The organism is Gemmatimonadaceae bacterium (assembly GCA_036496605.1).
Classification (GTDB): domain Bacteria; phylum Gemmatimonadota; class Gemmatimonadetes; order Gemmatimonadales; family Gemmatimonadaceae; genus AG2.
In genome coordinates this window covers 1-21,650 of sequence record DASXKV010000004.1, presented here as the reverse complement: position 1 = coordinate 21,650, position 21,650 = coordinate 1, and the positions used below count along the sequence as shown (strand labels likewise).

The following is a 21,650-nucleotide window of genomic DNA, read 5'->3' as shown; positions in this document are numbered from 1 at the left end:
ATCCATTCATCGGTTCTCCGCTCCCGTCTGCGCGAGTCGAATTGCAATCGACGAGTGTTCGCATACACTCAGCATACGACACACGGTGTCGTGATAGGGTCACACTAATGAATGCTCAAGATCTAGTCGCGCTCGTTCATCTCGTCGGATTTGCCACGGGCATTGCGTTGTATGGCATGCTCGCGGTGATGATCTGGCGCGGCGCGCGGCGTGGCGTGGCGCTCGCGCCCGGCGGCATTCCACTGCTCGCTGCCATCCTTGGCTTGATCTGGAACGCCGGCGCGCTCGTCGTGTTCGGCGCGCATGACTTTGGCCTGGGCGAGTTGAGTCCCTGGTATTCGGCGCTCGCGTACGCGGCGCTCGGCTTCCTGCCGGCCGTCGTCGTCGACGCGGCGACACGGTCGCCACAGCGACGGCCCGGCCCCCGGCCGCTGGCGCTCTTCGCGTACGGCCTGAGCGCGCTCGGCGGCGTGCTCCAGATCGTCTCTGTCGTTAGGCACGACGCGCTGTCCTCGAATGGCTTGCTCCTCCTGACGCTCGGGTACGCGCTCGTCATTCTGTTTTTCGCGGTCTCGGCGCGGCGCCGTCGCGAGTCGTCGCGTGCCCTGACGGCCGTGGCGCTGGCGGCCTTCGCCGTATCAGCGCTCCATTTGAGCCGCCACTCGGCGGCGAACGATTCGTGGGTGGTGGAGCTCATCGGCCACCACGCATCGCTCCCGCTGGTGCTCGTGATTCTTTATCAGGACTATCGGTTCGCGCTCGCCGATCTCTTTCTCAAGCGCGCGTTGTCGGTATTGGCGCTCGTCGCTGTCGTCATGTCCGCGTACGTGACGCTGGTTGCGCCGCTGATCGACCGGGATCCTGATGAGCTGCGCATCGGCGTGCCGGGCGTGTTGTTGACCGTCTGGATCGCCACGGCCCTGCTGTATCCCGTGTTGCGCCGTTCGACCGATCGCTTCGTGGATCGCGTCATGCTCCACCGCGTGGATTATCGCGCCGTGCGTCGGGCAATCGCGCGCTCACTGTCAGCGGCGTCGGCACCTAACGAGGCACTCGACGACGTCTGTCGGCAGATCGCATCGGCGCTCGTTGCGGGCACCGTGGGCTGGCGTGAGGCGCCGGAGAAGGCAGAGGGGCTGCACGCCGGCACCGTGGCAACAGCGACTGGCCCGCGCGGCGCGCAGGTGCTCGTGCCAACGAACGACGCGCCTGGCTACGTCCTCGAGGTGGCATCGCTCGGTGCCGGCCGGCGCTTGATGTCCGACGACATCGCCCTCCTCGACACGGCCGCGATGCTCGTCGGCCGTCGCATCGACGAGCTCCGGGTGAGCGAGGAGCGCTTCGAGCGCGATCTGCGAGAGCAAGACATGCGCCGCCTCGCGACGGAAGCCGAGCTGCGCGCGCTGCGCGCACAACTCAACCCCCACTTCCTCTTCAATGCCCTCACGACGGTCGGCCATCTGATCACGACCTCGCCGTCGCGCGCGATCGAAACACTCTATCAGCTCACGTCGTTGCTGCGTGCCGTTCTCCGCCGTACCAGTGATTTCGTGACGCTGCGTGAGGAGCTCCAACTCGTCGACGCCTATCTCGCGATCGAACAGACGCGATTCGAGGAACGTCTCCGCCTCGCGCGCGATGTTCCGGATGCACTCGGCGAGCTTCTCGTGCCGCCGCTCATTCTGCAGCCGATCGTCGAGAACGCCGTCAAGCACGGTATCTCGCCGCTGCGAGGCGGTGGCACGATCTCGATTCGCGCGCGCATCGAGGAGCTGCCGGGCGGTGGCGAGGCGCTGTGCCTCAGTGTGCACGACAACGGCGCGGGGATGAGGAGCGAGCCACGTTCGCGAATGTACCGCCGCGGCGTGGGACTGGAAAACGTCGAGAGCCGGTTGCTTCGCTATTACGGCGATTCGGGCCGCTTGCGCATAACGGGTGCAGATGGTGGCGGAACGCTCGTCGAGCTCCGCCTGAACGTGAACTGGCGGCCGGCAGTCGTGAACGCGTCATGACGATTCTCCGCGTCGTCGTCGCTGACGACGAGCGCCCTGCACGCTCCTTCCTGACATCGTTGTTGCGCCACTACGACGACGTCGAGGTCGTCGGCGAGGCGGCGAATGGAGCGGAAGCGATCGAGCTGATCGAACGCCTCCATCCGGACCTCGCGCTGCTCGATCTGCAGATGCCGGAAGTCGACGGCCTCGGGGTCGCGCGGCTGGTGCGCCGCGATCGCTTGCCGCTCATCGCGTTCGTCACGGCGTACGACGAATACGCGGTACGCGCCTTCGAGATGAATGCGGTTGACTACTTGCTCAAGCCGGTCGAAGCCGCTCGATTGCGCCAAGCGATCAATCGCGCCCACGAACGTCTCGAGCGAGCGGAGAGCAATCCGGCGGACGCGGATCGCGTCCGCGCGGCCGCCAGCGATTACGCCGCGCACGCGCCAACGACGCTCCTGCGCCGCATTCCCGTCCGAAAGAAGGAAGACATCTTCCTCGTTCCGGTCGATCAGATCGTGTCGATCGTCGCCGACGGCGAGCTGCTGCACTTACAAACGCGCGCCAACGAGCGTTTCACGATTACGTATCGGCTCAAGGACCTCGAAGCGCGCCTCGATCCGGCGCAGTTTGTTCGTGTGTCTCGCGGAACGATCGTGGGCGTGACGTCGATTCAGCGCGTCACACCGATGCCGGGCGGCACGTACACGCTTCTCCTCGACAATGGTCAACTGCACCAGGTGAGCCGCCTGCGTTCGCGCGTGCTCCGTGAGCAGTTGTTCCGCCTGTAGGAATCACGTCACCGTTAGGCGGCGACGGGCCGCCGTCGAGTCATCGTGAGCAGCACCAGGCCGACCACGATCATGAGCGCGCAGAGCAGTTGGCCCATGCTGAACGGTCCGAGCACGAACCCGAGTTGGACGTCGGGTTGCCGGGTGAACTCGATGAGGAAGCGAATGACTCCGTAGGCGATCAGAAAGACCGACGTGTCGAAGCCGGCGCGATACACACCATGCTTCCTGGCCACGCCATCGATCCACCAGAGGAACAAGCCGAGCACTGCACCTTCGCCGAACGCTTCATACAGCTGCGATGGGTGGCGCGGCACGGCGAGTGGATCGGTTGGAAAGACCATCGCCCATGGCAGATTCGCCGGTCGGCCATAGAGCTCCGCGTTGATGAAGTTGCCTAACCGTCCGAAGAAGAGCCCCGGCGCGCCGCACACGGCGACCAGATCGGTGATTTCGAGCAACGCGATCTTGCGCCGATGCGCGAACAACGCGCAGGCCACGACCATCCCAGCAATGGCGCCGTGAAATGAAAGCCCACCGCGCCAGAGCGCGAAGATCTCCAGCGGGTGAGCGGCGTACTCGCTGAAGTCGTAGATCAGCACGTAGGTCAGTCGCGCGCCGATGAGCATGCCGATAACCAGATAGCCGATCAGCGAATCGAGCGCGCTCGTTGTTAGCGACGTGCGTCCCGTGCGGATGCGACGACGCGCGAGAAAGAAGCCGACCGTATAGCCCGCCGCGTACATCAGTCCATACCAACGCACCGCGAGCGGCCCGATCTGAATGACGACGGGTGAGATGTGTGGGAAAGGAGTCGTCACCATCGGTCAATCGCGTTCATGCAGTCGCATGGCCCACTCGTGTCGTTGGCAAAACCATTCATAGGAAAGTCGATGCACGGTGTCCACAGGCCGCGTAACCTGCACGGGAGCCGACGTGGCGCGCCCCACCTCTCCGTGACGCGTCGGTGACGACGGTCTCATAGTCGTTCCACGGAACCCGCACAAACACGCAATCATGTTTACTGAATCCGAAGTGGGCCGCAACCACGCCACGCATTCAACGCGTTACTCGACGATCGTGTTGGTCCTCGCATTCGTGTTCGGCGCCGCGCTCAGAGCATCTGCATCTGCACTTCCTCACGAACGACCGCTGGCCGCCGGTGACATCACCGGTACGATTAGCGACAGCACCAGCGGACAGCCATTGCAATCGGCGGAAGTGAGCGTCAGCCAGAGCGGAAACCTCATCGTCAACACTCAAACTGACGGGTTCGGCCGCTACACCGTGCACAACCTGGGCGCCGGCAGCTACGTCGTGTCGGCGCGCATGATTGGTTTTCGACCGCTCGCTCGCACCGTGACCGTGCCGGCAAGCGGCGGCGACGTCACGAACGTCGACTTCCATCTCGTGCCCGCGGCGGTGAACCTGTCCACGGTCAGGGTCACGGCCTCGGTTCCGATCGCGGTCGATACGCGTACGGGTAACCAGGTATTTCAACAGAACGAATATCACGGCGCTCCCACGAACACGACGTCGCAGATCCTGCAGCTGAGTATCGCGGGCGCGGCGCGCGCGCCGACGGGGGAAGTCCACATCCGCGGCCAACACGCCGAGTACACGTACTACGTGGACGGCGTTCCGGTCCCCTCCGGAATTTCAGGAAGTCTCAACGAGCTCTTCGACCCGGAGATCGTCAACCAGATCAACTTTCAGACGGGCGGCTGGGACGCCGAGTACGGCAACAAGAACGCGGCGATCGTGAACGTCACGACGAAGATTCCCGCCGGCGGCTTTCATAGCGATCTGGGCACGTACTTGGGAACTTACGGCTCGAGCACGGCGGGCGATCGTGGGTTCAACGGCCAATCGTTGAGCATGAGCACGAACACCGGGCCCTGGGGGTTCTATGTCTCGGGCGCTCGGCAGTTCAGCGACATGCGCGTCGAGCCGGTGATACTCGATCCATCCAGTGACAAGATTGAGAATTTTCACAACCAGGGCACCGATTATTTCGGCTTCGGCAAGATCCAGTTCACGCCAAGCACACACGACGCGTTGAGCCTGGACCTGAGCTCGTCCCGCACGCGCTTCCAGGTGCCATACGACACGAGCGGGAACACGTTGCTCGATGACCACCAGACCGACGTCAACAGCTTTGCGAACCTGGGCTGGCGACATCAGTTCGGATCGACGTCGCAAAGCCAATCAAATAACGCTGATCTCTTCGCCGGGCTCTTCTATCGTCATGGAACGCTCGACTACGTGCCGGGTGCGCACGATACGCCGCAGTTTGTCTTCTATCCCGATCCCAACCAATACAACGTGGCCGAGAATCGGCAATTCAACACGTTCGGCCTCAAGCTCGATTACACGACGCATCCAGGTCACGACCTCGAGTTCAAGGTCGGAACACAAACGTCGACGACGAATGGTCACGAGGATTTCGTCACGACCGACGCGAATGGAAACAACGGGCCCTCTTCGAGATCTGGGCTCAAAGGTTGGGACGCGGGCGTCTACGCACAAACGGCGTATTCACCCATCGAGCAGTTCGAGCTCCGCACGGGTGTGCGCTACGACGCGCACAATGCTCCCTTTGCCGGCACACAGAGCCAGGTGAGTCCACGCATTCGTCTCAACTTCTTCCCCTCGCCGTCGACGACACTGTATGCGTATTACGGCCGACTGTTCATGCCGACGAACGTCGAAGATCTGCGTGCCATTACGAGCGTAGCGCAGGGAGACACCGCGACATCACCGACCCTCCCCGAGCGTGACAACTTCTACGAGCTCGGGCTCGTTCAGCGGCTGCCGGCGGGAATGAATTTCAAGCTGTCCGCCTATTACAAAGACTCGAAGCCGGGCATTGACGACAACACCGTGCCCGGGTCGGCAATCGTGACGTCCGTGAACATTGAGCGGGTGAAGATCACGGGCATCGAGAGCGTCATCGAATACCGACCGCAGGGACCGTTTTCAGCGTATGTGAATGCCGCACTGAACCACGCATACGGTTCAGGGGCGATCACAGGCGGCTTCTTTCCCGTGACACCGCCGTCAGGGACCTTCGACCTCGATCACGATCAGCGACTATCGCTTGTTGCCAGCGGGACATACTCGTTCAGTCAACTGTACTTCAGCGGAACGGGCATTTACGGCAGCGGCCTGACGAATGGCGTCGATCCGGCCTCCTGCGACTGTAGCTACGGCACGGGCCTGTTCGACTTCAACCGTGGCATCCACGTGCCGGCGAGCACGATCTTCAATTTCAGCGCGGGATACTCGCTCGTAGCGGGGAGCTCGGTCGTCAGGCCCGAGCTCTACATCGAGAATGTCTTCGACAAGAAGTACCTGCTGAAAGGCGCGTTTTTCAGCGGTGCTTCGGTTGGCCGGCCACGCAACATCCAGCTTCGGGTGAACGTCGGCCTCTAAGTAGATAGACAAAGGTTCTGCTACAAACTGACTGAGTTTCGATGATCAAAAGCGCTGTGAGCACGCGCTCAGTCGAGATCCGCAATCATCCGGGCACGGCTGAAAGAGAGAGAAGCCGCTGAGACCACTGACAGGGCGCTGAGACCACTGACTTGCTCCTCAGCAACGACGGCTCCATGCACCAAGCAGTAGCTGGTTTCTTGTTCAGATGCCTCGGGAAGCTTCCAACGGTCATGGAAACTCCCGATACATTCACACATTCAAAACATCACTGAGGAGTGGAGCTGTCTGTCGACACGGAGCCCGTCAGCGGTATCAGGGCAATGTCAGCGGTTTCAGCGGCCGACGGCCTCCCAATGCAGCGAAGCAATTTGTAGCAAGACTTTTGTCCACCTACTTAGTATGACGTAAAGCTCGCAAATGCCGCCTGGGTGGGTTGGTGCGGAAGCAATATGAGCCTCGACTCTGAAAAGACGGACAGCGCACTTGCTGATCAAGCGGAGGCGAGGCTTCACTCCGGAGGCGTTAGGCACGACGAACCATCGCCGCGACAGCATGACGATGGTCACGATGCGACTGCTTCAGACGCCTGAGTGCAAATGAGACTCTGGAGCCCGAGTCAGGGCTCGGAACGAGCGGGGCTGGCGGGCCGGTGCGGCGGGGGCGAAGATGGAGCGTGCGAAGTAATTCATCTCGTGCGACCATGACGACCTTGCTCATCGTCGTCGCCTGCCTTGCCGCGGCGGCGCTGGAGATGTGCGACGAGGTCCACCCACGCAGCCAGCGCGCGCATTCGCCGGCGAGCACGCACGTCAGCAGCCGATGAGGATACTGACGCGGAGATCGCTGATCCGCGTCACCCTGATGATCGTGGTCTTCGCCGCGTCGCTCGTGCTGGACGGCTGGGCGTATCGTCATCTCGTGCGAAAGACAATCTACGACGGCGATCTCGGTCGCATGTTGCGCATTGCCGGCTTTCTGCCGACATGGGCGATTGTTTCGTTGGCGCTCATTCTTTGTGACCTTCATCAGCGCGACGCGACCGATAATCGATGGCGACGGTGGCGCGGTCTCTTGCCACTCACCTCCGCGACGCTCGCGGGTCTGGTGGGCGAAATACTGAAGGTGCTGCTTCGCCGTGAGCGGCCGGAGACGCAGGCGGGCGCGTACGTCTTCCGTAGCTGGTCGCAGCATCCACTGTCGAGTGGAGGATTGGCGTTTCCCAGCAGCCACGCCATCGTCGCCTTCGGCGCGCTCGCGATGCTCTCGCACCTGTACCCGCGAGCGCGGTGGCTCTGGTTCGCGGTGGCAGCGGGTTGCGCCATCACGCGCGTTCTCGCGCGCGCGCACTTCCTCAGTGATGTCGTACTGGCGGGGATTGTTGGTTCGCTCGTCGCGACAGCGCTGTGGGATCGGTGGGAAGGAATGATGCGATCATCCTGATCGCGATCTTTGCCGGCCTGGGTATGGGGGCGATCGGCTCTCAAAGCTGGGGCGGCGCTGGGCATTTACGGTCTCGCAAAGTGATACCAGACGGCGCGAAGTCCCAGACGGCGCGAAGTCCCAAACGACGCGAAGTCCCAAAGGGCGACGGAATGCGAAAATGCTCACGCATACGTGCGATTCATGAGGCGGCCAGTGGCGTGCGCCGCAACTGCTGACTCGCGCTCCTCGCGGCACTCACCGCCGTGCGGAACTCAGCGCCGTTCGGAACTCAGCGCCGTTCGGAACTCAGCGCCGTCTGGGACTTCGCGTCGTCTGGGACTTCGCGTCGTTTGGTATCACTTTGCGCCGGTGATCGGCTCACGTCGTCACCGCCTCAGGTCGATGGCTTTTACGTCCGCGCGACCCGCATACCCTAAATGCGCAAGCCCAAAAATGTCCTCCACCGTCCGCAGCAGCGAGTAGTGATCGTAGGGGACATCGCTCGTGCGTCCCCCGGAGATCGCCGGAGAAAGCACCACTGCTCCAACGCGACCGCCACCGGGACCATCCCCGCCGGCTGACGTCGTGTTGGGACCGGATCGCGGCCCGCAACATGCCGCGGCATCCGGCGGCATCGCCTCGTCGAAGGTAATGATGAGCAAACCATCATCGCTGAACGCCGGCGAAGCCAGAATGCTCGGCACGAGGCGTTGCAGAAACGCGTCCGCCGCGGCGAGACCGCCCACCTCTCCGCTCGCACACGTCCAGTCATGCCCGTCGTTGCAGAGATTCGGCACGATGAACGAGAATCTCGGCGCATCGATCCCCGAGACCAGGTCCGCCTCGAGCAGCGACAGCGGAACCACGGCTCGCGCACACCGCGCGCGATCGTCGATGATCGAGTGAAAATACATGAACGGGTTGTGCTTCGTCGCGTACTGGTCCGCGGGCGTTGCGCGCGACGTGGAATCGACCTGTCCGATGATCGGGTGCGCACACCGCGCCGGCTCGCGACGCGGGTCGTTTCCCATGTCTTCCATATAGGCCCGCCAGCGCAGCCCCTTCGCATCCAGCTGATCGCCCACCGTGCGCACGGATGCCGGGTACACGCACCCGCGGCCGATTGGCTGCCCATCCCGCCCGCGCCCCGTCGCCACGAATTCGCTGAACACCGGGCAGTCGGCCTGCGTCTCCGGCGTCGGCGTGATCCCGCTGATCATCGCGATGTAATTCGGCAGGCTGTTGTGCGCCGTCCCGTAATACCGCCGTAGAAGCAGGCCGCGCCGGGCAAGCGTATCGGCCAGGTACGGCGCCTCCGTGCTGTCACCGAAGGTTCGCGCGTACCCCGTGTTCTCGAGAACGATGACGAACACGTGCCCGATCTTCGGCCGCATTGCCTCGGCGCGCGGAAGGTCCGGCGTGGCCAGGAGCGCCAGCCCGAGGACCGTCAAAACGACAAACCTCATGCCGATGCCGCTCGCGGCGCCGGGCGGCAAGGTGCAGTCGCATGAGTTGGAACGCGAGAAGGGAAAGTTGATCGATAGCGTGCCGCGTACGGTGAGAACAGACCCATGCCCATTTATCTACTGCGCTGTGCGCCAAACGCCAAGCGAGGCCCTTCGACGATGCGAGCGCCGGTCAATTTCGCCGGCTCGCAATGCGCATCGATCGCTCGCATCAAGACATTGCAGCGTTGACCCGGCAAGGTCGAGGAATGGAAGCGCCTGACGGAAGAGGCCATGGAGATCGTGCGGACCAAGGACAGTGGCACACTCCAGTACGAAATCTTCTTCAACGAGGATGAAAGCGAGGCAATTGTGTTCGAGCGCTACCGCGACGCCGACGCTGCCATCGAGCACTTTTCCAACATCAGCCATTTGATGACGCCGCTCATTGCCACCGCCTCCGTTACGGGCGAAGTGCTGGGAACGCCGAACGCGAAGATGAAAGAGATGATCGGAAAGGGCGAACCGAAGCTGTTCACGCCATGGATGGCGTTGCAGGATCAGGAATTGGCGCAGGAGGAATAACGTGACGCCGAAAGTAGCAGCCGATTGAGGAGGGATTCATTCGAAACGATCAGCGTCGCGAGAGCGCCGATAAGTGCGCCGGCGCCGATGATCGCGAGGACGTTCGCGACAGAATAACGGAGTCGGCCGAGAACGGCGCTCATCTTCATTGCTCGTTATCCCTCGCGCGTGATCTGGAATTGGATGCATCCTCCAGCAATGCCCTGGAGAAGATTCGTCGAGTCTCCCGCGCGTAACCCAACGTTAGGCAACGTGCGTCTGGCTCGCGGTGTGTCTGTGGTTGTGTAAACCGCTGCAGCACGACCGAGCAGTCACGATTGGTGAATATTTCGGACGCCTTGTCCGCCTCGACCGCCCGGCACGGCGGCCTGCGTTCAGCCACACGCGTCCAGACTCTTTTTTTACTTGCAATGCGTCGCGCATCGTTGGGTATTGAAGACAGCTCACGCCATGACACTCGAGGCAAATCCGGTCGACGACGACGGGTAACACGAGTGATCAGGCGAGCCACGCGGAGACCAATCGACTCACTCGGAGATTCGCTACGGCGACGGGTAGGTGCTGGGTGCGCATACGGCTGCTCTTCTTCGACGACGACGGACGGGAGTGGCTCGTGCAGGACGGCAACGTCCATCACGGCGAGTTTCAGCTCTTGCCGTTAGGCACACCGCTCGCCGACTTCCGCGTCTTCGATCTGACCATCCCGCGTGAACGACGCATCTACTCCTTCAACCGGGACCAGCATCACGCGATCGATGAGGCATTGCTGGAGCGTCAATTCGTGGAGGCGAAGTTGGTGACGACGTCGCGACAGACGGCTCGCGAGGCAGAGGGCGACGCGCGATAGAACGCGGCAGGGGAATTTCGCGGGAAACGCGCGAGCTCGAGGCTCGAGAGGTGAGTGGTGAGATCCGGCCTACTCCGTGAGGCGTTGCGTGAGTGCGACTTCGAAAAGGCCGGAGCTCATGACTCACGTCTCGCATCTGGATCTCGCCATCACGGCACATTCACGCCAGGCACGATCACCGGGCTGCTTGAAGTCGCCGCCGCGGTGCCGCCACCGAGCTGGCCGCGATCGTTCAGGCCCCAGCACGCGACCTGGCCAGTGGTCGTGATGCCGCAGACGTGCTCCGCACCGACCGCCAACGCCTGGAACGCGAGGCCGCCGGTGACGGCGAGCGGGGTGCTGCTGCAGGCGACGGTCTGGCCGGTGCCATAAGGACAGGTAGCCGTCGTCGCGGTGGTGCCGAGTTGCGCGTTGTGGTTCGCACCCCAGCAGTACGCGGCACCGGCACTCGTAAGGGCGCAGACGGGAGTGAAGATGTTGTTACCGCCGCCCGGGAAGACGCTCGTGAATGTCTGACCGCCCGAGATCGGCGTCGGCTGTAATGCTCGCGTGCTCGTGTCAGTGATTCCAAGTGAGCCGGAAAAGTTCGTCCCCCAGCAGTAGGTCGCACCGGCGGCGATGCCGCACGACGTCGCGCTGCCAAGCTTCATGTCACTGAAGGAGAGACCACCAAGGACGGCAGTCGGCGTTGTGACCGACGGACCTTGGCTCCCGATTCCGAGCTGGCCCAGCGAGTTGGCGCCCCAGCAGAACGCCGACCCGGACGAGGTGATCCCACACGCCGCCCAGAGAGCCGCGGTCAACCCCGTGAACGTCTGACCGCCGCTCACCGCGACCGGAGCAACGGTGGACGACCTGGTACCATTGCCGAGCTGCCCGAAATCGTTCAAACCCCAGCAGTAGACACTGCCGGCGGTGGTCAGTCCACAGAACGCGGTGCCGGCGCCGGCCAGGAGCTGGAAATGAAGTCCGCCGAAGACGGGAACGGGGACGGCGCTGGAGTCGACAGAGCCGTTGCCTAACGCGCCGTGATTGGCGCCCCAGCACCAGGCCGAACCATCGTCGGCCACGGCGCACGCCGTCGATATCGTGGCGGCGATCTGCGTGAAGCGATGGCCACCCGAGACGAGGGTGAGCCCTCCGCTCGAGGCAATCGCGCCGCCTCCAAGCTGACCGACCTGATTCGCGCCCCAGCACTGGGCGGCGCCTTGGGGGTTGAGGACGCAGGTGAAGTTGTCTCCGGCCGCGATGGCGTTACGAGGGGCGATTGTGAGTCCATTCGGGCTGGTGGCTTTATCGCTGTTGCAGGCGGCGACCGCCAAGGCGAGTGGAAGGATGAGAAGTCGTGGTCGCATTCGAGAAGTTTGTGAGCGGTCGAGAGGGGCGCGTCGAGAAGGGCGCGTCGAGAGGGGCGCGTCGAGAAGGGCGCGTCGAATAGGGCGCGTCGAAAAGGGCGCGTCGAGAAGGGCGTGTGGCGAGGGAGAAATGGCTTGGTGTGACACATGAATGGAGCGGCACGGCAAAAAATCCTGGTGCTCTTAATTTGGGATAATTGCCAAGGCAAATTAAGGCGGAATTTTCGCCTTGGTCTCGGCGAGCCTCGTTCACTCGCGTGCGGACGAACAGGACGGAGGGAGAGTGCTGAAAGCCCTGGTGTTGCTCGTGCTTGCGGCGCCGGCGGAGGATCCGCCGCTCACGGAGGCAGGTGAGGCGCGGGCGCAGGCGTTGATGGCGATCGCGCGTGACGCGGGCGTGACCGCGATCATCACGACGCAGTTCGCGCGGACGCGCGAGACTGCTCTGCCGGCAGCGGAGGCGCTCAAGATCACGCCCGAGGTCATTCGCGCGGCCGCGGGCGCTCGTCGTCGGGCACAGCAACACCGTCCCCGCGATCGTCGCCGCGTTAGGCGCGCCGCTGCCGACGCCGATCTGCGACAGCTCGTATGACGATTTGTTTATCGTCACCGTGCCGGCGAGCGGTCCGTCGCGCGAGATTCACGCCCGATACGGCGAGCCGTCGGCGGCGCCGGCCGCGTGCGGATCGATGGTGAAGTAGCCGTAGCTGGATGTCGTGCGGCGCACGGATCGGCACGTCAACGCTCAATCATCGTCACCAGCTGCGGCGGCCCGGTCTCGAGCTGCCTGCGAGTGAGTTGTCCAGTCACTTCCTGAGCGGGTACGTCGCCCGTGAACCGCGGAGTGCCCACTCTGCGCATACGAACGAACGTGACGCGGATGACGTCGATGCCCGCGTCCCTACCATAGCTGGTCCAGACGAATCCACCGACGTGCTCTGCTGTCTTACGAACGAGCGGGAGCGACGCCTGGGGGAATTCCTTCGACTTCATGTCGTTGCGCCAGAACGCCGGATTCCAGAAGGTGACGTCGATCGTATCTTTTCCGGTGAACGCGAGCTCGCGTGGACGCTCGCCGAAGTCGCGTTCGATACTGTCGACGAGCGCAAACCCTCGTGGCACGAGTGGGCGTGGGCCGCGGACGAAGGCATCCTGCGCGATGGAACGCTGCGCTGTCGTGTCCCTCGCCTTCCTGAGTGAGTCGAGCCACTTCTGGTAGGCTGGGGACCACGCACCGCCCTCACGCAGAACGGTCGCCAACACCGGCAGCTGTCCTGTCTCCAGCATCTGGCGAGAGAAGAGTCCAGACGCCTCTTGCGCGGGCACCTCGCGGTTGGGGTTCAGGTACTTGCTGTCGTGTACGACACGTACGAATGTGACGCGGATGGACGTGATACCCGCATCGCGTCCGAACGTGGTCCACGCGTACGCGGCGATTCTCTTCGTTGCCTCACGAACGAACGGTATCGACTTCTCTGGAAGGACCTTCGACTCCATGTCGTCCTGCCAGATCCTGGGATTCCAGAAGAGGATCTCGATCGTATCCCGTCCACCGAACCTGATCATGCGGGGCCGCTGGCCGAACTCGCGCGCGATGCCATCGGCAAGCGCAGGTGCCCGCGACGCGAGCTCGCGTGGCCAGGCAACGATGCCGGTATCCTGCGCGATGGCGCGCGCCGGTACTAATGTGCCGCTCACGACGACCGCCGCGAGGATCGACAAGTAGGGCACTGAGCTCATGTGATCCTCACCGGTGAATTGGGATCGGAGCATCCCCGCGTATGATCGCCAGCTGCGGACCGACGCGCGCGCCTTCGCCGGCGCTGAGCGTCAGCGACTCGCTCGTACCGTAGACGGTGCGCGCCCGCACCTCGGCGCGTCCCTCGTGCACGATCACATAGGCGATGGGCTCGGTGTCGTACGCGTGGATCGTGAACCGTGCGTTGGACGCGCTGACTTCGACACCGGCACCTCGAATCGTCATCGCCTCACGAGCGCCGCGAGCGACGATGAATGTGCCTTCGCCGTTGAGAGTGACCTCGCGCTCATCGTGAGGCGTGAACCAATCTAGGTAGCTGAGGTGTGAACCGGGGGCGAGCGTCACCTGGGTCTCGTCAGGCAGCCGCGCGGAACTCTCCGCATCTCGTGGCGCATCGGCGTGCACGTATGCGCTCGGCGAGGGGACCCACTGCGGGCGAAGCCACACGCCGACCGCCATAGTGAGCAAACCGCCGATCGTGGCGATGAATATCTGGCGACGGCGCCGCCACCTCGCGCGCCTCTCCTTTAGTGTCGGGGTGCGGATGCCTTGCTCTTCGAGCTCGATCCGCTCTTTGAGCTTCTCCCAGGTGCGCTTCGCGACCGCGTGCGTGACGAGGCTCGGCTTCCGAGAGATCGCTCCGCGGCGTGGAATATTCCATACCATCATGAGCGACTCGGCGCGGGCGCGGAACTCCGAGTCCGAGCGCATTCGATCCTCGAAGCGTGCCCGATCTTCCGGAGACAGCTCGCCAACGAGATAGTCGATGATGAGCAGGTCCTCGGCGAAGTCGGGGTCATTCAATTTGGCGAGCGCCTCGGCCTCGAGCTCGGGGTCATATGGTGCCCCGATCGAGACGTCGCGTGTCGAATCCTCGGGCCGTTTCATGGCGTGTCCTCCTTCACCCGACGGCCAGCGGCGTTAGGCGCGTAGTTGGGCGCGAGCCTATTCCGGACGTGTCGAGTGGCTTCCATGAGGTACACGCGAAGCGCAGGGACACTCATCCCGAGCGATAGCGCCGCCACCTCAAGCTCTACGTCGTCTATGCACACGAGCGTGTACGCTTCCTGGTGACGCCAGGAGAGCTCCTCGAGTGCGTGGTCCCTCGCCTCGTTGAGTTCGCGCTCCGCAGCGTCTTCCAACGGCGGCACCGTGTCGTTCGTTCTCGAACGCTGAAAAGCGGTAACCTTGATCTCGAGCGCGCGCGCGCGATCGCGACGACGGAATTCGTTCTTCACGCGGTTTCTAATAGCCGTCAGCATGTACGCTTTTATACGGCGATCGTCACCGCCGCACTTCGCGACGACGTCGATCTTCCATGCCTGGTCCATCACATCCTGTACTGTTTCCTCGGCGTCTGCTTCTGATTGCAACTCCCACCGGGCGTATGCGAGAAGCCGCTCCGAGTGGATCACAACGCGTTCGACGAACTCCTTTTCTCGTGCCGCCCTGCGGGCGTAACCCTCCTGCGCCGTGACGAGAGGCTCGGACACGCCCCCGCCATTCAGCGGCGGGGGGGACACTGGAAGCCCAAGCAGCGACTTGGTGCGCGAGCGGGTGTCGGTCATTGGCTGGACCATGAACCGGACAATGCATAACTACGGTGTGGTGAGCTCATTCGCCTAGCAAGAGGCGTCATGCGTCAGGCCGCCGGACAATTCGGTGTAGTAGACGTGGATCATCCGGGCGCGAAGGACGCCCATGAGATAGAGCCCATCGTCCCGAGCAAAGCGACCGAGGTCCACCTCCCAGAGAGTGATGCGAGCCTCCTGTACCATGTCGGGGGCCGCGGCCGGGAAATCGGCGGCGATGCGCGCAGCGGATAGCTCGAGATACGGCTCGACCTCTCGCATGACCCGATCGAGTATCCGTGGCGCGCAGCGATCCTCGATGGCGAGCCGCGCCAACGAGCAAAGCGGCATACGCGAAATCGCGCCGCATGTCATGCGGCTCTCCGGCCAGAATTCGCCGTGGAGGCTCGATCGATGGTGACCAGGTTCTTCGGCTCCATGTACTCCACCGCGGGCCGCGACGTCCGCGCGGCGAGGTCGCACCACCGGATGAAGCAATCGCCGAACGCGGCGGACAGTCGCCGCCTTACGACACGTGCGGTTGGGACGCAAGGCGCAGCGCCATCATCACCGGTTGCGCCGAGCTCCCCTTCGATGGTGGTGCAAATAAAGGTGAGACTTCCATTCAACATCGATGACACCTGCTCAACGACCGAGATGATCCCGGCGAGGACGTGGCGATCGCCACGGGCCGAGGCAAGGAGGAAGACGTCGCCGGCCAAAGGGCTCGCGACGATTCCGCCCTGTTCCTCGGCGAAGTCGGCTATGTTCTCGACGCGTTTGCACTCGGGCAGGGTCCATGAAGAACAGCCGAAGTCTGGAGCGTAGTGCGACCAGAAGCCGGCGAAGTGCACGAAGGCGAGACTGGCCTCGCTTCGCGCGGGCTCGCTGATCGAGCGGTCGACGTCGGGGTCCTGCGCGTTCCGGTGAAGCTCCCACGAGGCGAGAGCCGTTGCCGTCGACAGCAGGAGATGTGGCATTTGGCGCAGCATATGACGCGAGCTCCGGGCAAGGGTGAGCGTCCGTCTCGTTGCGTAACGCATATAAAGACACCGGAATTGCAAAATCTGATATTTGGGCCGGCGCCGCCTCACGAATTCGTGAGACGGCGCCTACCATAGGTGCCTCCCGCCGCCTTTGCGGCAAATAAGGGTTGTCGAACCCCGGCCCCCTAACGGAACAACCGCCGGGTCTGATCGACGGCGATGCCTAACGCGATAACGCTTGCCGCGCCGAGCACCATGCCGCAGCGCCGGCCACACCTCGGTCGCCGCTCATGCTCGAGCGCTGCGATCGTCAGGCCCGCCGCGTCGCGGACCTTCGCTTCGGCGACGAGCCGCTCCTCCTGGGCGGCGGCCGCACGAACGTCCTCCGTCATAGCCACGGACAGCGCATTGATCGCGACGGAATCGGCTTGCATGCGCTCGGTGACGAGCGGCGGCACTGGCACGAGCGTCGCTTCCGCTGCGCCTCCGTCGTTCACACTGAGCAGTCCGGAGTGTTCGACTTTCACACGCGCGTGAAGCGATTCCATGTGCGCGATCGCGGGCCTCGTTGCCGACCGTGCCTCGGCAGCGCGCGCCGTGACCACTTCGGCGCGCGCTGCTACGGCCTGTCGCTCGAGCTGCGCTGCCTCGAGGCGTCCATCGGCGGCTTGCACTGCGCCTGGCTTCGCGCCTGACGAGCGAAGCGCCAGGACCACCCCGGCGGCGAGTGCCACCATGACGAACAGCAAGCGCGTGACGCGCATCGGTATGCCGTTAGGCAGCAGCATGGCACACCTCCAGCCTGGCGTCGCGGAGGAGCTGCAACCGCACGGCGGTACGCACCTCGTCGACGTCGAGGATCTTGCGACCGTCGTGCCGCTGGCCCGTCGGGTCGACCTTTCGGCCCAGCTTGCCCCACAGCAGACGACCCTTGCCGTCGGGAATGCCGGCATGACGCGTCTGCTCCAGCGTCCAGATCGCCTGCGCATCGTGACCGACAATCCGCCGTCGCACGTCGCTCTCCGACCAGTGGTGGTACCGAAAAAGAGCGATACACAACTCGACGATTCCATTCACTTGTACGCTCGTCGCCGGCACGATGCCATTCGTTGCCGCCGCGACACCGTAGTAGATGCTGTTCGCGCGCGGCGTGAGGCAGGGCCCCGCGTGCGGCGTGCGGAACGCGGGGTCGGCGAGCTCGATCACTCGCGCATCATCGAGCACGAGCCAGGTGTAGCCGTTGCTGCAGCGCGGATCGCGGAACCAGGCGAGCGACGACTCGTCGTCGGACGAGTCATCGTAATGCAACATCACGCCGCCGCGGGGTGCCGCGAGCGGTTCCTGGAGGACGTGCGAGTGGACACGCCGGTCCACGTGCAGGCCTCGAATGATGAGGGACATGGGATGTCTCCTGGTGAGGGGCTAGGGTTTAGGGGCTAGGGAAGGGCCTAGCCCCTAGCCCCTATTCCCTAGCCCGTAGCGCTAGCGGTGATTGTCAAAGCGGTTCGGCTCACCGTTGTCGCTCCAGCCGGCGAGTCGTGCTTCGCCGATACCGAAGCGGCCAATGAGTGCGCTGCCTAACGCGAGTACCTGTTCCGGGCTGGCGCGGTCGAGCGCGCCGAGGAGCGGGAGGGCGAGCACGATGGCGATGGCCAGCGTCGCGTCGGGCCAGCCGCTGACTCCTGTGTGCCACAACTGCCGCAGCATGGCGGCGGCGAAGGCGAGGACGATGAGTCGCGACATCGAGAACACGAAGGCACTGCCGGGCGCGGCCAGCGCCTTGGCCGGATTCTTCTCGAGGAGTGGTGTGATGATGGCGATCAGCACCGCGAGCGCGCCATCGGCGACTCTGCGCACGGCTCCCTTCCATATATAGGTGTCCATGTGCTCCTCAGGTGAAGGGTGTCGTAGAGAGCAGAGGGCAGAGTGTGGCGGCCACGCTCTGCCCTCCACCCTCTGCCCACTACCACTTCGTTAGGCTGCCGCGGGCGGCGGCGTTACCGTGGCCGTCGCGGTGCTCGCCGGCGCCGCGGTGGCTGTGGGTTGCGTCGGTTGCTCCGCCGCCGACGTGGTCGCCGGTGCGACCTTACCGCCCTGAATCGTGCGAGCGCTCTGCCACGTCTCGAGGAGCGCGGCGTTTCCGCTGAGCGCGCGACGCACCGACGCATCGAGCACCCTCAGCACGTTCCGGCCTTCCTGCTCCTGAAACGCGAGCCCCTTCGTCGCACCCTTGCGCACCGTCCGGCTCTTATCCCGGTCGCTCATCGACGTTTGGAGCTTCGTGAGCGAGCTCTGAAACTGCTCGAGGAAGTCGGACGGCAAACCACGCTCGAGGAGTGCATCCTTGTGAATCGAGGCGGCATTGAGCATTGCCTGGGCGCTTGCGAAGAACGCACCGCCCTTGGCCGTACGCGGGGGCATCTGGAGCTCCTTGAATTCCGGCGCCGTGCGGAGATTGCGGCGAGCGACATCCGCGATCGGCTGCATCTGCTCGGTGCGGAGCTTGATGCGCAGTTGATGCTGCTTCTCGGTCTCACCTTTGGCGCTCCGGCTGTTGGCATCCTGATCGACCGCGTGCGTCGCGAAGCTCGCGATGACATCGTCGAGCCGCTGGCGTGCGACGGTCAGATCGACGCTGCTCATGAGCTGCGCCGCGTTCTCCGTGGCAAAGCGTTGAGCGCGGAGCAGCGCTGCCTGGACAGCATTTTGTTTTGATCGCATAACATTTCTCCCGTTGCGAGGTACTGCGTTGAGCGACGCATAACGAAGGGGGCCACCGCGCGCGTCCGTTGCGGTGGCCGATGGCAATCGATCTGCTGCAGAACGTGATTGACCTGCTCGTGGTGGGTTCCGTACAACGAGCGGAGGTGGTCGCGCGCTTTGTGAAAGAGTTCGAATCATTACCGTCTCCGGGTGAGAAGTGATCGGTACGAACGTCGTGGTCAGCGGCACGTGCGGAGCAGTCATCGGTGGATGCATACCGTGTTAACGGATGTGGTCGCTACGTCCGTGGCGCGTGTTGCTCGGCGGTCGGTGGGCCGTGAGAAGTCACTGAAGCCGAGTTGCCGGCGCGCGAACGGCTCGTTTGAATCGTCAGCGCGTGCGGCGCGAGGAAGCGTCAAGCGCGCACGGCCGCCGGAAGGTGCGAAGCGGTAGTCGGTCGCGAAGATCGTGTGATCGGACGGCAGTCCGCGATGACCAGCCCGCGTTCGATGGTCTGAGATCGCCGTGAGCGCGGAAGGGGCACGGCGTCGCCTGTGAGCGGCACGACCACGCCTTGCAGCGGACAACGCCTGCGTTCGAGACGATCGACTCTGCGTGTCAGCGGAACAGGTTTGAGCCAGATCCAGCGCAGCTATCCGTTCGCGCGGAACAGGTTTTCGTTCATGCCGAACAGACTTTCAGATCGGCCGATCGTAGTTCCGTGCTTGGGGACCGACCGGGAATTGCGCGGAACGACGTTCACGTCGAAGTGATTCTGCGGAACGGCGAGCGAAATGTGTGTTCCGGCGAGGAGAAGCCGCATACCGGCAGGCGGACGACGCATGAGTGCGAGCGGAATGACCGCCACCATCGGTTGTCCGCGCATCGCGCCTGGCGTACGTCGGGAATGTTAACGGATGTCGCGCCGCGTTCGAGCGGGAGGCGGGCGATCGAAGGAGCATTAGAGTGAGACCGCCGCGACTCACAAGAAAAATTCTTCGCGCTTCTACCTATATAGGGTTTTCTGTCAAGGGGTATTCAGTCGCGCGGTGCGAGCCTGTCGACACGCGCGGCCTCATGATGCAGCAAGAACACGTGCGATCGCAGGCGACTTAGCGACCATCGGCAGGCGTTCGCCGGCAATGCGCAACTGCTCATCACGCTTGATCTTGCGGCGCTGGTGCCAACTATGTCAGGCGGGACGTGCCGCCCGTTGACCGTGCCGGAGGTTCACCGAAAAGATTAGCATGATTTGTGATCTTGACGCACCAAATTCGTGCTCTTTGCATAACGAGGTCTTGTCAAGTCCCAAATAGATAGGTGTCTATATGTGGGCGGAATGTCTCTCCAAGTACCAAACAGCAACACCAACCACCAACCGCAGTCCAGGGAGAGCCGATGCCGGAGCGGCGCCGCGACGATGACGGAAAGCCTCGAAGGCGTAGGGCGGAGCGCCGCTTTGCGATTGCCGGCGAAGCGTGGGCCGTCTGGGAGGACCGGACCAGCCGCTCGCTGGTCTTCGAAACCGCCCAAATCGCGCGGAGAGTGCACGAGTACCCCGCGAACTGGCGAGAATTTGACTGCGACTGCCCGTCATGCGGTGAATACGCGACGGGCCGAATGGGCGCGATGCTGTATCCAAAGGGCAGCGAACGCCAGGGCGACGCGCAAATTGCACTCGTTCAGCGCGAGAATAAGGCCGGACGGCGCCCGTTCATCTAGGCCGACCGCGAAGCCGGGCAAGGAGCATGACGCGCAGCAGTCGCGTCGACCAATCAGCGATACTGGAAGCGATAGGTGATACCCGCTTCGAGCGTCGGACCCTGATAGGTCTGGAGTCCAGCGAAGTCCTGGAAGAAGCGGATCCACTGGAAGCGGCCCGAGATCGAGAGCCCCAGCGCCTCGGTGGCGCGCCACTCCAGTCCAAGACCACCCGTCGCACCGAACCCCGGCGGCATGGAGATCCCGCCGCCACTCTGCGGATCGTCGACGCCGAGCGCGAAGCCGAGTCCGCCGCGGAGGAACGGCTCGAGACGGTCGTTAGGCGTGGTGAAGGGATAGAAGACCAGCGACGTGTACTGCGGAATGACGTAGTCGTCGGCCGCGGACGCCGAGCCGCCGCCGAGGAGTCCGCCGCCGGAGGCGTTGACCTGGTGCTGGCGCCAGACGCCGACGGAATTCTCGAGGACGAGGTGCAGATCGAGTCCGGTGCGGTAGTATCCCTCGAAATTCGGGATCGTCGAAACCGTCGCTCCGGTGGGGAACTGCTGTCCGTTGACGTGCCACTGACCGACGCGAAGGCCGCCGCCGCGCCGCTCGGCCTGGACGTGTCGCTCGAGCTCCGAGGTCTTGGTCGTGGTGTCGGAGGATTTGACTTGCGCGCCAGCGCCGGCGGCGACGAGGAGGACCGGCGCGATCGCGATGAGAAGCGAGCTCTGTCGGAATCGCATAACGAGTGGGGTTGTCGGAAGGGGCGCGAAGAGGGTGCGCCAAGGTAGGGCGTTCTGCCCGACGGCGCGGACGGCGCCGGGCGGGCAGCAAATAAAATCCGCCGGTTCTGGACGAACCGGCGGTGCGCGAGATCACTCGGCGCAGACTCGGTTAATGGATTCTTAGCGCGATGCCGCGGGCGACGATCATGGGCCAGGACAACGGGTCGGCGAGCGGATGGGTGAGCACGGAGTCGCGGAGGGCGAGGGCTTCGGCGTGTCGTCCGGCCTTCGCCGCGCACACTCCGCGGACCGCCTCGGG

General features: G+C 63.7%; 22 protein-coding genes and 1 pseudogene. 8 read left to right on the top strand and 15 right to left on the bottom strand.

What is annotated here, in order from left to right; translation table 11 throughout:
• Positions 1-107: 107 nt before the first annotated feature.
• Both VGH98_01905 and VGH98_01900 read left to right on the top strand, forming a co-directional pair.
• Complete coding sequence (locus VGH98_01905) at positions 108-2,012, top strand: histidine kinase (GenBank protein ID HEY2374704.1); 1,905 nt, start codon at positions 108-110, stop codon at positions 2,010-2,012.
• The gene (locus tag VGH98_01900; GenBank protein HEY2374703.1) at positions 2,009-2,788 is read left to right on the top strand and encodes a LytTR family DNA-binding domain-containing protein; all 780 of its coding nucleotides are present in this window, start codon (positions 2,009-2,011) and stop codon (positions 2,786-2,788) included. Before VGH98_01905 ends, VGH98_01900 begins: the two co-directional genes overlap by 4 nt.
• 14 nt (positions 2,789-2,802) lie before the next feature.
• Here the strand turns inward: VGH98_01900 and lgt are convergent, their stop codons facing one another.
• The gene (lgt, locus tag VGH98_01895; GenBank protein HEY2374702.1) at positions 2,803-3,612 is read right to left on the bottom strand and encodes a prolipoprotein diacylglyceryl transferase; all 810 of its coding nucleotides are present in this window, start codon (positions 3,610-3,612) and stop codon (positions 2,803-2,805) included.
• A 193-nt stretch (positions 3,613-3,805) separates the two neighbouring features.
• Between lgt and VGH98_01890 the strand changes: the two genes are divergently transcribed.
• The 3 genes from VGH98_01890 to VGH98_01880 all read left to right on the top strand — a co-directional run bounded on the left by VGH98_01890 (position 3,806) and on the right by VGH98_01880 (position 7,666).
• Complete coding sequence (locus VGH98_01890) at positions 3,806-6,223, top strand: TonB-dependent receptor (GenBank protein ID HEY2374701.1); 2,418 nt, start codon at positions 3,806-3,808, stop codon at positions 6,221-6,223.
• A gap of 703 nt (positions 6,224-6,926) precedes the next feature.
• A complete protein-coding gene (locus VGH98_01885; GenBank protein HEY2374700.1) occupies positions 6,927-7,049 on the top strand; it encodes a hypothetical protein in 123 nt (40 codons plus the stop codon).
• Positions 7,046-7,666: a phosphatase PAP2 family protein gene (locus VGH98_01880; protein ID HEY2374699.1), complete on the top strand. Its 621-nt coding sequence runs from the start codon at positions 7,046-7,048 to the stop codon at positions 7,664-7,666. The genes VGH98_01885 and VGH98_01880 overlap by 4 nt, the downstream gene beginning before the upstream one ends.
• Positions 7,667-8,034: 368 nt before the next feature.
• Here VGH98_01880 and VGH98_01875 read toward each other — a convergent pair whose 3' ends face one another.
• Positions 8,035-9,114: an alkaline phosphatase family protein gene (locus VGH98_01875; protein ID HEY2374698.1), complete on the bottom strand. Its 1,080-nt coding sequence runs from the start codon at positions 9,112-9,114 to the stop codon at positions 8,035-8,037.
• A 243-nt stretch (positions 9,115-9,357) separates the two neighbouring features.
• On the opposite strand from VGH98_01875, the pseudogene VGH98_01870 reads away from it, so the two are divergent.
• Positions 9,358-9,678: pseudogene (locus VGH98_01870) on the top strand (antibiotic biosynthesis monooxygenase).
• Here the strand turns inward: VGH98_01870 and VGH98_01865 are convergent.
• Complete coding sequence (locus VGH98_01865) at positions 9,654-9,821, bottom strand: hypothetical protein (GenBank protein HEY2374697.1); 168 nt, start codon at positions 9,819-9,821, stop codon at positions 9,654-9,656. The pseudogene VGH98_01870 and the gene VGH98_01865 sit on opposite strands and share 25 nt — an antisense overlap.
• Before the next feature lie 422 nt (positions 9,822-10,243).
• Here VGH98_01865 and VGH98_01860 point away from each other — a divergent pair, with 422 nt between their 5' ends.
• Positions 10,244-10,525 carry a hypothetical protein gene (locus VGH98_01860; protein ID HEY2374696.1) on the top strand — a complete coding sequence of 94 codons (282 nt, stop codon included), beginning with the start codon at positions 10,244-10,246 and terminating at the stop codon, positions 10,523-10,525.
• A 149-nt stretch (positions 10,526-10,674) separates the two neighbouring features.
• Here VGH98_01860 and VGH98_01855 read toward each other — a convergent pair whose 3' ends face one another.
• Positions 10,675-11,880: a hypothetical protein gene (locus tag VGH98_01855; GenBank protein HEY2374695.1), complete on the bottom strand. Its 1,206-nt coding sequence runs from the start codon at positions 11,878-11,880 to the stop codon at positions 10,675-10,677.
• 283 nt (positions 11,881-12,163) lie between these two features.
• Between VGH98_01855 and VGH98_01850 the strand changes: the two genes are divergently transcribed.
• The gene (locus VGH98_01850) at positions 12,164-12,472 is read left to right on the top strand and encodes a histidine phosphatase family protein (protein ID HEY2374694.1); all 309 of its coding nucleotides are present in this window, start codon (positions 12,164-12,166) and stop codon (positions 12,470-12,472) included.
• A gap of 146 nt (positions 12,473-12,618) precedes the next feature.
• Here the strand turns inward: VGH98_01850 and VGH98_01845 are convergent, their stop codons facing one another.
• The 11 genes from VGH98_01845 to VGH98_01795 form a co-directional block, all read right to left on the bottom strand.
• Positions 12,619-13,620 (bottom strand): hypothetical protein, encoded by a 1,002-nt coding sequence (locus VGH98_01845; GenBank protein HEY2374693.1) that lies wholly within the window; start codon positions 13,618-13,620, stop codon positions 12,619-12,621.
• A 7-nt stretch (positions 13,621-13,627) separates the two neighbouring features.
• Positions 13,628-14,527, bottom strand: coding sequence for a FecR domain-containing protein (locus VGH98_01840; GenBank protein ID HEY2374692.1), 900 nt, complete (start codon positions 14,525-14,527; stop codon positions 13,628-13,630).
• On the bottom strand, positions 14,524-15,207 hold the full coding sequence (locus tag VGH98_01835; protein HEY2374691.1) for a sigma-70 family RNA polymerase sigma factor: 684 nt from the start codon (positions 15,205-15,207) through the stop codon (positions 14,524-14,526). Before VGH98_01835 ends, VGH98_01840 begins: the two co-directional genes overlap by 4 nt.
• A 54-nt stretch (positions 15,208-15,261) precedes the next feature.
• The gene (locus VGH98_01830) at positions 15,262-15,585 is read right to left on the bottom strand and encodes a hypothetical protein (protein ID HEY2374690.1); all 324 of its coding nucleotides are present in this window, start codon (positions 15,583-15,585) and stop codon (positions 15,262-15,264) included.
• On the bottom strand, positions 15,582-16,202 hold the full coding sequence (locus VGH98_01825; GenBank protein ID HEY2374689.1) for a hypothetical protein: 621 nt from the start codon (positions 16,200-16,202) through the stop codon (positions 15,582-15,584). Before VGH98_01825 ends, VGH98_01830 begins: the two co-directional genes overlap by 4 nt.
• Before the next feature lie 179 nt (positions 16,203-16,381).
• A complete protein-coding gene (locus VGH98_01820) occupies positions 16,382-16,984 on the bottom strand; it encodes a hypothetical protein (GenBank protein ID HEY2374688.1) in 603 nt (200 codons plus the stop codon).
• Positions 16,971-17,597, bottom strand: coding sequence for an N-acetylmuramoyl-L-alanine amidase (locus VGH98_01815; protein HEY2374687.1), 627 nt, complete (start codon positions 17,595-17,597; stop codon positions 16,971-16,973). The genes VGH98_01820 and VGH98_01815 overlap by 14 nt, the downstream gene beginning before the upstream one ends.
• Positions 17,598-17,678: 81 nt before the next feature.
• Complete coding sequence (locus VGH98_01810) at positions 17,679-18,080, bottom strand: hypothetical protein (GenBank protein HEY2374686.1); 402 nt, start codon at positions 18,078-18,080, stop codon at positions 17,679-17,681.
• Between the two features lie 90 nt (positions 18,081-18,170).
• Entirely contained in the window at positions 18,171-18,917 is a 747-nt protein-coding gene (locus VGH98_01805; protein HEY2374685.1) for a hypothetical protein, read from the bottom strand.
• A 634-nt stretch (positions 18,918-19,551) separates the two neighbouring features.
• Positions 19,552-19,785 carry a hypothetical protein gene (locus VGH98_01800; GenBank protein HEY2374684.1) on the bottom strand — a complete coding sequence of 78 codons (234 nt, stop codon included), beginning with the start codon at positions 19,783-19,785 and terminating at the stop codon, positions 19,552-19,554.
• 889 nt (positions 19,786-20,674) lie between these two features.
• On the bottom strand, positions 20,675-21,349 hold the full coding sequence (locus VGH98_01795) for a hypothetical protein (protein ID HEY2374683.1): 675 nt from the start codon (positions 21,347-21,349) through the stop codon (positions 20,675-20,677).
• Positions 21,350-21,650 lie beyond the last annotated feature (301 nt).